Below are 12276 nucleotides of genomic sequence, written 5' to 3'. Positions count from 1 at the left end.
CGCCGTCGGGCAGTTGCACAACGGGGCTCGCGTCCCTATCTGGGCCAATATCGCTTTTATGGTGGATAGTCATCGCGCAATCGACTATCGGCTTGCAGGCTTAACCGCAAGGCGCAAATGCGCCGCGACTGCGGTATAACACATTAGATATTGGGAAAGTTTCTATGTCCTGGACCGACCAGCGGATTGATCAGTTAAAAGCGCTTTGGGAAAAAGGCCTGACCGCAAGCCAGATTGCCGAAGAGCTTGGCGGTGTCAGCCGCAATGCCGTAATCGGTAAGGCCCATCGCTTGGGACTAAAATCGCGCCCGTCGCCGGTGAAGGCCAACGACACAGACAAAAAAGCCGCGCCGAAAAAGCCAGCGGCTGCTGCACCTGCCAAGGCACCGGCCCCCGCTGCACCTGTGCGCCCCCGCGCCGCAGCCCCTGTGGCTGAGCCTGTCGCGCCCGTGCGCGCCGATGATGACGCAGCCGAAGCACCTGCACCGCGCGCATCGTCGATGCCACGCATTGTGTCGATCGGACCTGGCGGTTTCATGCGTCAGGGCCCCGGCGATCAGCAAGCCCCCATTCCGCCAGCACCGCCACGCCGCCTTGTGCCCGCAAAGCCAAGCCCCGAAATGGCGGACAAAACGTCGTTGCTGGATTTGAACGAGCGCATTTGCCGTTGGCCCTTGGGTCACCCCGGTGAAGCCGATTTCCATTTCTGCGGTGTCCCGGTAAACCCCGGATTTCCGTACTGCGTCGAACATTGCGGCCGTGCCTATCAGGCGCAGCTTCCACGCGGTGTCCGCCGTCCTCCGCCGCCAATGCCGTTCGGCGGACCAAGGGTTCGTTAAGGCCATATTGAGATAAAGCATGGATCATCCATTTGCGGATCTCATCGGTTTAACATTAGATCAACAAGGCGGCGGCAGCAGCAGATTTTCGCTGTCGGTCGATGATCGGCATTTAAATCCGCACGGTGTTGTGCATGGCGCTGTCCTCTACGCAATGGCGGATACAGGCATGGGCGCGGCGCTTTATCCGACACTCGATGCTGGATATGCGTGCGCGACAATTGATATCTCGATCAGCTATTTCCGGCCAGTCGCGCAAGGCCAGTTGCTGTGCGAAACCGTATTGGACAATAAGGGCCGAACCATTGCCCATTTAACCGCCCGCATCACGCAGAATGACAAGTTGGTTGCGCAGGCAACTGGCAATTTCGCCATTATGTCCACGCCCCCGGAAAGACGCTGATCCGGTTTATTTCCACAGCCGAGTTTCGTTCGGCTGTTGCGCCGCCAACTCTCCCGCGCCTATAGCATTATTATGACCGATGACCTGTTTGGCGGGAGCGCGGCCGCCACTGCCGCATCCAATGATTATACTGCTTCTGCAATTGAAGTGCTGGAGGGGCTTGAGCCGGTTCGCCGTCGCCCGGGCATGTATATTGGCGGCATCGACGAACGCGCCTTGCACCATCTCGCGTCCGAAGTCCTCGACAACTCGATGGACGAAGCCGTCGCTGGCCATGCCAGCCGTATTGAGGTCCATTTGGGCGTTGGCAACCGTCTGACCATCACCGACAATGGCCGCGGCATTCCGGTTGATCCCCATCCGAAATTTCCGGACAAATCGGCGCTTGAGGTCATTCTGACGACCTTGCACTCCGGCGGTAAGTTCACGGACAAGGCCTATGCAACATCCGGCGGATTGCATGGCGTCGGTGTGTCTGTCGTCAACGCCCTGTCGACCGATACTGTTGTCGAAGTGGCCCGCAACAAGCAATTATATCGCCAACGCTTCGCGCAAGGCCATCCGGTCGGTAAGCTGGAGGAGCTTGGCCCCACCCCCAACCGGCGCGGTACCACCATAGCGTTCACGCCGGACCCTGAAATTTTCGGCGCCGATGCGAAGTTCAAGCCCGCGCGCCTGTTCAAGCTTGCGCGGTCAAAGGCGTATTTGTTCGCTGGCGTCGAAATCCGCTGGCGGTGCGACGCGGAACTCGCAAGCGCAGATGTCCCTGCCGAAGCGGTGTTCCAGTTCCCCGGTGGCTTGTCCGACCATTTGCGCGAACAGCTTGGCACCCGCGCCTGCGCGACCACGGAGTTTTTCTCTGGCACGCAAGATTTCCCCGATGCGCAAGGCCGCGTCGAATGGGCGATTTCGTGGCCGCTTTATTCCGACGGTTCGTACAGCTGGTATTGTAACACTATTCCGACGCCCGATGGCGGCACCCATGAAGCGGGCGTTCGCGCCGCGCTGACCAAGGGCTTGCGCGCCTTTGGCGAATTGATTGGCCAGAAAAAAGCGGCGCAGATTTCGGCGGAAGACATTTTCAACGAAGCCGAATTGATGTTGTCGGTGTTCATCCGCAACCCGCAATTCCAAAGTCAGACCAAAGACCGGCTGACCTCACCCGAAGCAACGCGCTTGGTGGAAAACGCCGTGCGGGACCATTTCGACCATTATCTTGCCGACAATATGGAGCGCGGCAAGGCGTTGATGGGCTTCATATTGGAAAAGGTCGACGACCGCCTGCGCCGCAAGGCAGAGCGTGAAGTCAAACGCAAAACCGCGACGTCGGGCCGCAAGGTGCGTCTGCCCGGCAAGCTGACCGATTGTGCATCGGATGACCCAACCGGCACCGAATTGTTCATCGTCGAAGGCGACAGCGCTGGCGGCAGCGCAAAGCAAGCGCGTGACCGCAAGACGCAGGCGATTTTGCCGATCCGGGGTAAAATCCTGAATGTGGCGTCGGCCACCGCAGACAAAATCCGCGCCAACAACGAAATCGCTGATCTTCAACTCGCGCTGGGCTGTGGCACGCGCAAGGACTGCAACCCCGACAATCTGCGTTATGAACGCATCATCATCATGACCGATGCCGATGTCGACGGCGCGCATATTGCGACCTTGTTGATGACATTCTTCTTTCAGGAAATGTCCGAAATCGTGAAGGCCGGGCATCTCTATCTCGCGCGGCCGCCGCTCTATCGCCTGACGCATGGCAGCCAAAGCGTCTACGCCGCCGACGACGCGCACCGCGCCGAATTGGAAGCAACCGTGTTCAAGGGCAAGAAAGTCGATGTTGGCCGGTTCAAGGGGCTGGGTGAAATGAACCCGAACCAGTTGAAAGAAACGACGATGGACCCGGCGACCCGATCGCTCATCCGCATCACTTTGCCGCATGAATATGAACGGCGTGCGGTGGTCAATGACCTGGTCGACCGGCTGATGGGCAAAAATCCGGAGCACCGGTTCAACTTCATTCAGGAAAATGCCGCGCAGTTGGACGAGGACACGATTGACGCGTGATCGGGCGGGTTAGTTTCAGCCTAAGCCGTTAAAGCCTCAACCAAGGCCTTGACCTTTTTCTGCCGCCATTGCGGCAATGGTGCGACCAGCCAATAGGCTTCTTCGCTTTCTTTCGCGTTGTCGACCGCGCGTATTTTTCCGCTCGCCAAATCGGCTTCGGCCAAAAGCAACGGCACGGTGGCCCGGCCCAGCCCAATGGCGGCCGCGTCAATCGCAAGGCCGGCATCGGCGAGCCGAAGCGCAGCCACGCCGTCGGCCACAGGGCAATTGGGCCAGCTAATCGGCGTTTCCGCTCCGCCTTCGGGGGCAGCGACGGTCACATGCGCGCCAGCGGCCAGCTTGACGCCCTCATGCTCGCCGGGGCCAGTCGCCAGCCGGATGGCAAGATCAAGATTGGCTTCGGTAAAATCGACCGCCTCGTCCGCCGCCACCAAGGTGAAGCGCGTGTCGGGGTTCGCCTTGCTGAATGCCGCCAACCGCGCCGCCAGCCATTTGGCGGTAAAATCGCGCGGCGCAGCGATGGTTAGCGAATTGGAGGATTGCCCCGCCTGCATCGCGCGGACCGACTCTTCGAACTGCAAAAAGCCCGCACGTAGGGCATCAAGGCCGTTCGCGGCTTCGTCCGTCAGCTCAAGCCCCTTGGGCGTGCGGCGGAAAAGAACGACGCCCAACATATCTTCCAACGCGCGGATTTGTTGGCCGACGGCCGCTGGCGTCACCGCAAGTTCGTCCGCCGCCTTGGTAAAGCTTAAATGCCGCGCAGAAGCGTCCAGCACGCGCAAACCATTAAGGGGCAGATGCGTACGCTTCATCGGATGCTCAACGCGCTATGGCCGGGGCGACCAGCGTAAAGCGGGGGATTTCGGCGAGGAAGGTCGTGCCATCTTCGCGGATGAAACGATATTGCCCTTCCATCATGCCGCTGGGTGTCGGCAATGGGCAGCCCGACACATAATCATGGCTTTCGCCGGGCTTTAGCAACGGCTGTTCGCCGACCACGCCATCGCCATCGACATGGTTGATTGTGCCGCGACCGTCGGTGATGCGCCAGTGGCGCGTCATCAATTGCACGGGTTCATCGCCGCCATTTTCGATGCGGATATGATAGGACCAAAACCAGCGGCCTTGCGCGGGCGCCGATTGCTCTTGCAGAAAATTGGGTGACACGCGGACGGTCACGCCCTCGGTCGTTGCGCTGACCGCAAAGAAGGAATCGAGGATGCTCGTCACAATCCCGCGGCCCTGAGCGCCTGATCCAGATCGTCGATCAGATCGGCGGGATCTTCCAAGCCAACATTGATGCGGATCATCCCTTCGCCCACGCCCATGGCTTCGCGGCCTTCGGGGCCCATGCCGTGGTGGGTGGAGGACGCGGGGTGGCACATCAGGCTGCGCGCATCGCCGATATTGTTCGAAATATCGATCAGCTGCAGCGCGTTGAGCAAGGCATGCGCCTGCTTACGGCCACCATCGACTTCAAATGCGAAAATCGGTCCGCAGGCTTTCATCTGGCTCATGGCGAGCTCATGCTGCGGGTGGCTGGCAAGGCCGGGATGCATGATATGCGGCACGCGGCCCTCCAGGAATTTGCCAACAATAAGCGCGTTTTCCGACTGCCGCATCGCGCGCAGTTCCAGCGTTTCCAAACCCTTGTGCACTACCCAGGCGTTGAATGGCGACAAATTAGGCCCGGTGTTCCGCTGAAACGGCAGCAGCACGTCATCGATCCACTGTTGCGAACCACAGACCGCGCCGGCAAGCACGCGGCCTTGCCCGTCCATCAGCTTCGTTGCGCTATAGGCGACAACATCTGCGCCATAATCCATGGGCCGTTGCAGCACGCTGGTCGCAAAGGCGTTGTCGACCACCGTGGTGATGCCATGTTCTTTGGCGAGGCCGCAGACATAGGCCATGTCTACAATGTCCATCGTCGGGTTGGCGGGCGTTTCAAAGAAGAATACTTTGGTGTTCGGCTGAATCGCCGCTTTCCACGCATCATTGTCGCGGCTGTCGATGGTGGTCGTGCTGATGCCCCATTTGGGCAGCAAAGTGTCCGTCAACCAACGGCACGAGCCAAAGGCCGCGCGCGCGGCGACCACATGGTCACCCTGCGACAATTGGCACAACAACGCCGTCGTCATCGCCGCCATGCCCGTGGCTTGCGCGCGGCATGCCTCAGCCCCTTCCATCAGCGCAATGCGTTCCTCCAGCATTTGCACCGTCGGGTTTTGCAACCGCGAATAGGTCATGCCGTCCTGCTCACCCGCAAAACGGGCCGCTACGGTTTCCGCATCATCATAAGTAAAGCCAGACGAGAGGAACAACGCCTCCGATGTCTCACCATGTTCGCTCCGCCATGTGCCACCGCGCACTGCCTGTGTGGCAGGACGCCAATGCCGGGTGATTTCGCGATTCTGGCCAGTCGTTTTCTTCATAAGTTCGCTTTTCGGGGACTAGAGGGGTTGCGTCAATAAGGAGATGTTATGGATGTTACACCGTAGCTGTTTGAAGCCACTAAAATCCAAAACCACAGATCGTCATCCCGAACTTGTTTCGGGATAACGCACGGCGGCATATCCGGGGCTCGTTATCCTGAAACAAGTTCAGGATGACGAAGATTGGGATGTTGGACCAACATCACAAGGCAGCCAACACCGCGTCGCCCATTTCGCTGGTGGACATCGTCCCGCCAAGATCGGGCGAGCGGGCACCAGCGGCGAGTGCTTTGGCGACCGCCGCGTCAATGCGGTCGGCCATTGCCGGCAAGTTGAGCGAGTAACGCAGCATCATCGCGGCGGACAATATTGTCGCCAACGGGTTGGCCTTGCCCTGCCCGGCAATATCGGGCGCACTGCCGTGGATGGGCTCATACAGACCCTTCTGATTGCTATCGAGCGAGGCGCTGGGCAACATGCCAATCGATCCGGCACACATGCTGGCCTGATCGGACAGGATATCGCCAAACAAATTGCCGGTGACGATCACGTCAAACTGGCCGGGGTTGCGCACCAGCTGCATCGCGCAATTGTCGACATACATATGGCTAAGCGCGACTTGCGGATATTCGGCGTGGGTTTCAATCACCACATCGCGCCACAGTTGCGAGGTTTCGAGCACATTGGCCTTGTCCACCGAGCATAATTTCTTGCCGCGCGCCATCGCGGTTTCAAAGCCGACGCGGGCAATGCGGCGCACTTCATCCTCATTATAGGACATGATGTCATAGCCTTCGCGCTTGCCATCGGCGGTTTTGCGCATGCCCTTTTCACCGAAATACACATCACCATTCAATTCGCGCACGATGACCATGTCGATCTGTGTGGCCACTTCGGGACGAAGCGCGCTGGCGTCCGCCAGTTCGGGGAACAGGGTCGCGGGCCGCAAATTGGCGAACAAGGACAGTTCCTTGCGCAGCCCCAAAATCGCCTGTTCGGGCCGCAAATGCCGTTCCAACGCATCGCAATCGGGGTCGCCCACCGCGCCAAACAATATCGCGTCAGCGCGCTTTGCAAGTTCCAGCGTTTCGGCAGGCAGCGGATGGCCGGTTGCCTTATAGGCCGCGCCGCCAACCAACGCTTCTTCAAAGGTCAGTCCGTCAATCGCCAACGCGTCCAATACGCGACGTGCTTGGGTGATGACTTCGGGACCAATTCCGTCCCCGGGTAATAAGGCAACTAACAAGGCGGCATTCCTCATAAGAAACCGTAGTGCTGAGCCTGTCGAAGCACGCCTGTCGATATGGCGATGCCTTTATGCGCCCTTCGACAGGCTCAGGGCTACGGTGTTGAATTCATGCCTCCCCTGCCAAGTGCAGCGCGGTTATGCAACTGCCCTTTTCAGGCGTTCCACCAACCGTTCGCGCGCGGCCATGACATCGGCGCGGCGGTCACCCAGAACATGCGCGACCAAACGCTTTCGGTTTTGCGCCATCATCGCCACCGGCGCGCTGTCGGCGTCATGTTCTTCGGCATAGCCAAGTTCGGCCAGCAACAACGTCTCATATTGCGCAATGGCACCGGCCCAAACGCGTGCGGCAGGCGCCAGCTCAATCGCCGACAGCAACCCGTCGCACGCGCTGTATACGCGGGGATAAGGCACGCCTTCGGCCAGCGTTGCCGCGGTCAGCGCGGTGACCCAATCAATCGCGGCAATCGCCAGCGGCTCGCCCAACAAATGCGCGCGGCTGTGCAGCGGTTCCGGCGTCAGGCGCGCCAACTGCCCCGTTATGCGCGTGCGCCATGCGCCGGTGATGATATTGCCGGGGATCAGCACAGGCCGCAATTGCCGCCCCCGCGCGCCTTGCACATAGCCCGCGAGCATGCCGTAATCTTCGGAAAACGCGCGCACGATGGCGCCGGTCTCGCCGTGATTACGGACTGCACAAATGATCGCGGATGCCGTTATGTCCATAGGCCCTCATGCCAACACTGCCGCATGAGGGGAAGCTCTATCCTGCGTCGCTGTGTTCGCCGCTGATCATGAACAAGGTCACGCCTGCATATTTTTCGGCACCAGTGTCGAATAAAGGATCAATTTCGAACAACTGCTCGGTCAGTTTCAAATCATTGAGGCCAAGCAAATGAAACGCGCCCAGCTTTTTCTCACGCGGCGGCTCTCCATGCTTTTCCAGCGTAATCGCGTCGATAAACAGCGCGCTGTTCTTGGAATAGAGCACGTGCGGCGCAAGCTTCATCGCCACATTGTTGTACGTGGCGGTCACACATTTTTTGAGCGCGATAGCCTCAAGCAGCAATTGGTTGGTCGTCATCGGCTTAGATTATCCGACCAACCGGTGCGCGCAAGTATAAATTGTGCAGTGCAGCATTTTCATCAATGCGCTTGCTTGGCATGCTCAGCAATCAAATCCAATATGCGTCCAACTTGCGAGGGCGGCAGATCATGCGCCATTTCGTCGATAATCTCCAGCCGTGCGCCTTGGATGTGGCGGGCGATATCCTCGCTGCCTTCTTTGGGCACGAGCGGGTCCGCACCGCCATGCACCACAAGGGTGGGCACCTTAATCGTCTTGAGCCGGTCAACGCGGCTGCCATCGGCGATGATCGCCAGCAACTGCCGCCGCGTGCCGACCGGATAATAGCCCCGGTCGAACGCTTTGGCCGCCATTTCGGCGTGGGCATTTTCAGGGCGCGCCGGATCGGGGAAGGAAAACGCACTAACCAACTCGGCTCCGAACGCGACAGCCTCCTCTCGGCTGGCGTCTGGCGGGCGCTTGACCATGAATTGGCGCTGGATATCGGCGCGCGCGCCGGGAAGCCCAGCCTTGCCACTCGACGACATGATCGAGGTCATGCTCAACGTCCGTTCGGGGTAGTTGGCCGCCATCAATTGGACGATCATCCCGCCCATCGACGCGCCGACCACATGCGCCTTGTCGATGCCCAGCGCATCCAGCAACCCAATGCCGTCGGCCGCCATGTCACCCAGCGTGTACGGAACGCGCACCGGCAGCCCTATTCGGGCCTTGAACATTGTCCAGACCAGATGGGGCGTCTTTGCCCCCTCCATCCACTGTGACAGGCCAACGTCGCGATTGTCATAATGGATGACGCGGTAGCCCTTGCTGACAAGGCCGTGAATGAACTCGTCGGGCCACGCTATCATCTGCGCACCAAGGCCCATGACGAGCAGGATGACCGGACCATCGGCTGGGCCGTTTTCCTCATAATATATATCGATATTGTTGGCGCGGATATTTGGCATGAACTTCTCCCCTACCCGCCTTTCTAATCAGCTGCTGAACAACTGCAAGGCCACATCATCCGCCGGCGTGGAAGAAATCATATACCGTCTGCGCGACGGCGGCGGACACCCCGGGTGCTTTCTGCAAGTCTTCAAGGCTGGCATTGCGCACCGCGCGCGCGGTGCCGAAATGCAGCAATAGGGCCTTTTTGCGCGAAGGCCCGACGCCCGGCACTTCATCCAGCGGGCTCACGGTTATCGCCTTACTGCGCTTCGCACGGTGCGCACCAATGGCATAACGGTGCACCTCATCGCGCAGGCGTTGCAGGTAGAACAGGACCGGCGCGTTCACGGGCAAGGTCAATTCGCGTCCGTCGGGGAAGTGAAAAACTTCGCGGCCATCACGGCCATGATGCGGCCCTTTGGCGATGGCGATCAACGGCACGTCATCGACACCAATTTCCTCCAGCGCCGCCTTCACGCTGCTCATCTGCCCCTTGCCGCCGTCGATCAGCACAAGGTCAGGCCACTGCCCGCTATCACGGTCGGGATCATCTTCCTGCGCGCGCGCAAAGCGGCGCTGGAACACCTCACGCATCATCGCAAAATCGTCGTCGGTCGCCGCCTGTTTGATGTTAAACTTACGATACTGGCCCTTGATAAAGCCTTCGGGTCCGGCAACGACCATCGCGCCAAGCGCATTGCTACCCTGAATATGGCTATTGTCGTAAATCTCGATGCGGCGGGGCGGTTCGGGCAGTTCAAACAGGTCCGCCACCTCTTGCAGCAACTTGCCCTGCGTCGTGCTCTCCGCCAGCCGCCGGTCCAGCGCCTCTTCGGCGTTGCGCGTGGCCTGTTTGACAAGGCGGACGCGGTCGCCGCGCTGTGGCACGCTGATTTCAATCTTGCGTTCGGCACGTTCGGACAATGCCTCCGCCAACAGATCGGCCTCGGTCAGTTCGCGGTCGAGCAATATGTTTTTGGCGGGCGGCACATCTTCGTAAAATTGCGCAAGGAAGCTGGTGAACACTTCATCCTCGGTCATCTCGGTCACATGTGACGGGAAAAACGAACGATGCCCCCAATTCTGCCCGCCGCGGATGAAAAACGCCTGAATACCCATCACGCCATTGCGGTGGGCCAAGGCAAAAATGTCCGCATCGCCAACGCCCTGCGCATTAATCGCCTGCGACCCTTGAATGAAGGTCAGCGCCTTCAACCGGTCGCGCAGCATGGCCGCACGTTCGAAATCGAGCGCTTCGGCCGCGCCCTCCATTTCCTTCGCCAATTTTGCCTGCACATCAGAGGATTTGCCGTCGAGGAAGGATTTGGCATCGGCAACCAAGCCGTCATAGGATTGGTCATCAATCCGGCCAACGCATGGCGCGGAGCAGCGCTTGATTTGATACAACAGGCATGGCCGGTCGCGATTGTTGAAAAAACTGTCCGAACAGCTGCGCAGCAGAAACAGCTTTTGCAGCGCATTCAGCGTCTGGTTGACCGACCCCGCGCTGGCAAAGGGGCCGTAATAATGCCCCTTGTTCCGCCGTGCACCGCGATGTTTCTGGATACGCGGGAATTTATGATCCGCGCGCAGCAGGATGAAGGGGAAGCTTTTGTCGTCGCGCAACAGCACATTATAGGCCGGGCGATAGCGCTTGATTAGCTGCGCTTCCAACAACAGGGCCTCCGCCTCGCTATTGGTGGTCACAATCGTCATTGACCGGGTAAGCGCGACCATTCTGCGCAGGCGATTGGGCAAGCGGTCAATCTGCACATAATTGCCGACGCGGTTCTTCAGCGCACGCGCCTTTCCGACATACAGCACATCGCCCCGCGCGTCGTGCATGCGGTACACGCCCGGTTTCAGCGGCAAGGTCTTTAAGACATTGCGGATGGCGGCTGTGCCGGTTTCCAGATCAGGTGTGTCCGCACCACGCACCGCATAGGTCGCCTGCTCCTCGTTAAAGCGAGAAGCAGCATTGGGTTGATCGGGGCGGTCGGCTTTGGACATGTCGGGGGTGATGTAGGCAACGTGGGTGCGCTACACAATGTCATTCCCGCAAATGCGCGGCATGATTATATATCGGAACTTGTGTTCCCGCCTGCGCGGGAACCAAGAAGCTTAGTTCAGCGAGGCGATCGACTGGTCGATCAACGCTGCGTCGGCCTTGGCGTCGTGATGCGCGGCGATCAATTGCGCTGCAGCAGCGGCGGCAGCACTTGCGGCCTTGTTGCGGACGTCCGCAATTGCAGCGCGCTCGGCAGCAGCAATCTTTTCTTCAGCCGCCTTCGCACGGCGTTCGATCAATGCGGTCGCATCACTCTTTGCGCGGGCAACAATCTGCTTCGCTTCAGCTTCGGCAGAGGCCTTCATCGCATCGGCATCACGCGCCGCCTGCTTTGCCTTTGCTTCATACTCGGCCTTGATATTTTCAGCTTCGGCACGCAGCGCGGTGGCTTGGTCCAACTGCTGCTTAATGCCGGCAATCTGTCCGTCCAATGCGCCAGCGATCATCGCGGGCACTTTTTTCCAGATCGCCAAGATGATGACGGCAAGCATCGCCAAAGCCACCAGCATCGAGGCGTCAAAACCAAGAGCCGAAGGCGTGACATGCTCTTCTGCGCCGCCATGCGCTTCGGTCGAAGCGTGCGCAGCGGGAGCGGCGGTTTCAGCGGTAGGCGTCGCAGCGGGTGCGGCGATGTCTGCTGCTGGAGCAACGGCGGTTGTTGCCGCTGCCGTGTCGGTGGATGCTGCAGGATTAGCCATTGGACATTACCGCCTTCACTGCTTTTGCGGCCTGCGCCGGGGTAACTTTCGCGCCCGAAACCTTGGCAACGATGTCCGCAGCGGCGTCCGCAGCCACGGTTTCGATGCTTGCCATTGCCTTGGCCGTTGCAGCCGAAAGCGCGGCTTCCGCAGCGGCGAGCTTTACGCCCACTTCCGCATCGGCTTTCGCCAAACGGGCATCCGCGTCTTTCGCGCCTTTTGCTTTCGCATCGCTTGCTTTGGCTTGGGCCGCAGCCCGCGCAGCAGCAAGTCCTGCTTCGCCACTATCCCCCAGATCATCCGCTTCGGCACGCGCAAGCTCGGCAGCCGCAAGGTCGTCCGCAATCTTGCGATTACGTGCGTCCATTGTTGCTTGCACTTTTGGCAACATGCCATGACCGATCGTAAAATAGACCAAGCCAAAGACAATCATCAGCCAAAAAAACTGTGATGCATAAGTTTCAAGAATCTGGGCAATTTGTGGCATATTACGCGCTCATCCT

13 protein-coding genes are annotated in these 12276 nt (G+C 59.5%); 3 read left to right on the top strand and 10 right to left on the bottom strand.

The genetic code is table 11. The annotated features are described in order from the left end of the window. Window positions 1-164 precede the first annotated feature (164 nt). The 3 genes from ACILQA_RS06445 to parE all read left to right on the top strand — a co-directional run bounded on the left by ACILQA_RS06445 (window position 165) and on the right by parE (window position 3303). On the top strand, window positions 165-839 hold the full coding sequence (locus ACILQA_RS06445) for a GcrA family cell cycle regulator (protein WP_324477732.1): 675 nt from the start codon (window positions 165-167) through the stop codon (window positions 837-839). Between the two features lie 19 nt (window positions 840-858). Beyond that, complete coding sequence (locus ACILQA_RS06440) at window positions 859-1242, top strand: PaaI family thioesterase (RefSeq protein ID WP_395628961.1); 384 nt, start codon at window positions 859-861, stop codon at window positions 1240-1242. A 72-nt stretch (window positions 1243-1314) separates the two neighbouring features. Next, window positions 1315-3303 carry a DNA topoisomerase IV subunit B gene (gene parE, locus ACILQA_RS06435; protein ID WP_395628960.1) on the top strand — a complete coding sequence of 663 codons (1989 nt, stop codon included), beginning with the start codon at window positions 1315-1317 and terminating at the stop codon, window positions 3301-3303. A 20-nt stretch (window positions 3304-3323) separates the two neighbouring features. Here parE and ACILQA_RS06430 read toward each other — a convergent pair whose 3' ends face one another. The 10 genes from ACILQA_RS06430 to ACILQA_RS06385 form a co-directional block, all read right to left on the bottom strand. Beyond that, window positions 3324-4115: a LysR family transcriptional regulator gene (locus tag ACILQA_RS06430; protein WP_395628959.1), complete on the bottom strand. Its 792-nt coding sequence runs from the start codon at window positions 4113-4115 to the stop codon at window positions 3324-3326. A gap of 7 nt (window positions 4116-4122) precedes the next feature. Beyond that, window positions 4123-4533, bottom strand: coding sequence for a Co2+/Mg2+ efflux protein ApaG (apaG, locus tag ACILQA_RS06425; RefSeq protein WP_395628958.1), 411 nt, complete (start codon window positions 4531-4533; stop codon window positions 4123-4125). After that, window positions 4530-5738 carry a trans-sulfuration enzyme family protein gene (locus ACILQA_RS06420; protein ID WP_395628957.1) on the bottom strand — a complete coding sequence of 403 codons (1209 nt, stop codon included), beginning with the start codon at window positions 5736-5738 and terminating at the stop codon, window positions 4530-4532. Before ACILQA_RS06420 ends, apaG begins: the two co-directional genes overlap by 4 nt. 202 nt (window positions 5739-5940) lie before the next feature. Beyond that, the gene (gene leuB, locus ACILQA_RS06415; protein WP_395628956.1) at window positions 5941-6984 is read right to left on the bottom strand and encodes a 3-isopropylmalate dehydrogenase; all 1044 of its coding nucleotides are present in this window, start codon (window positions 6982-6984) and stop codon (window positions 5941-5943) included. A gap of 138 nt (window positions 6985-7122) precedes the next feature. Beyond that, window positions 7123-7713: a DNA repair protein RecO gene (locus ACILQA_RS06410; protein WP_395628955.1), complete on the bottom strand. Its 591-nt coding sequence runs from the start codon at window positions 7711-7713 to the stop codon at window positions 7123-7125. A gap of 37 nt (window positions 7714-7750) precedes the next feature. Next, window positions 7751-8071, bottom strand: a complete 321-nt coding sequence (locus ACILQA_RS06405; RefSeq protein WP_395628954.1) for a hypothetical protein — start codon at window positions 8069-8071, stop codon at window positions 7751-7753. 62 nt (window positions 8072-8133) lie between these two features. Beyond that, a complete protein-coding gene (locus tag ACILQA_RS06400) occupies window positions 8134-9024 on the bottom strand; it encodes an alpha/beta fold hydrolase (protein ID WP_395628953.1) in 891 nt (296 codons plus the stop codon). 55 nt (window positions 9025-9079) lie between these two features. Beyond that, window positions 9080-11017 (bottom strand): excinuclease ABC subunit UvrC, encoded by a 1938-nt coding sequence (uvrC, locus tag ACILQA_RS06395; protein ID WP_395628952.1) that lies wholly within the window; start codon window positions 11015-11017, stop codon window positions 9080-9082. Between the two features lie 111 nt (window positions 11018-11128). Further along, window positions 11129-11773, bottom strand: coding sequence for a F0F1 ATP synthase subunit B (locus ACILQA_RS06390; RefSeq protein WP_395628951.1), 645 nt, complete (start codon window positions 11771-11773; stop codon window positions 11129-11131). Further along, window positions 11766-12260 (bottom strand): ATPase, encoded by a 495-nt coding sequence (locus tag ACILQA_RS06385; protein WP_395628950.1) that lies wholly within the window; start codon window positions 12258-12260, stop codon window positions 11766-11768. Before ACILQA_RS06385 ends, ACILQA_RS06390 begins: the two co-directional genes overlap by 8 nt. Window positions 12261-12276: the final 16 nt, after the last annotated feature.

The sequence above is a fragment of the Sphingorhabdus sp. genome (genome assembly GCF_044239005.1).
Lineage (GTDB): Bacteria > Pseudomonadota > Alphaproteobacteria > Sphingomonadales > Sphingomonadaceae > Sphingorhabdus_B.
Note: the sequence above shows the minus strand (reverse complement) of the source record. Positions and strands in the feature narration are given on the sequence as shown.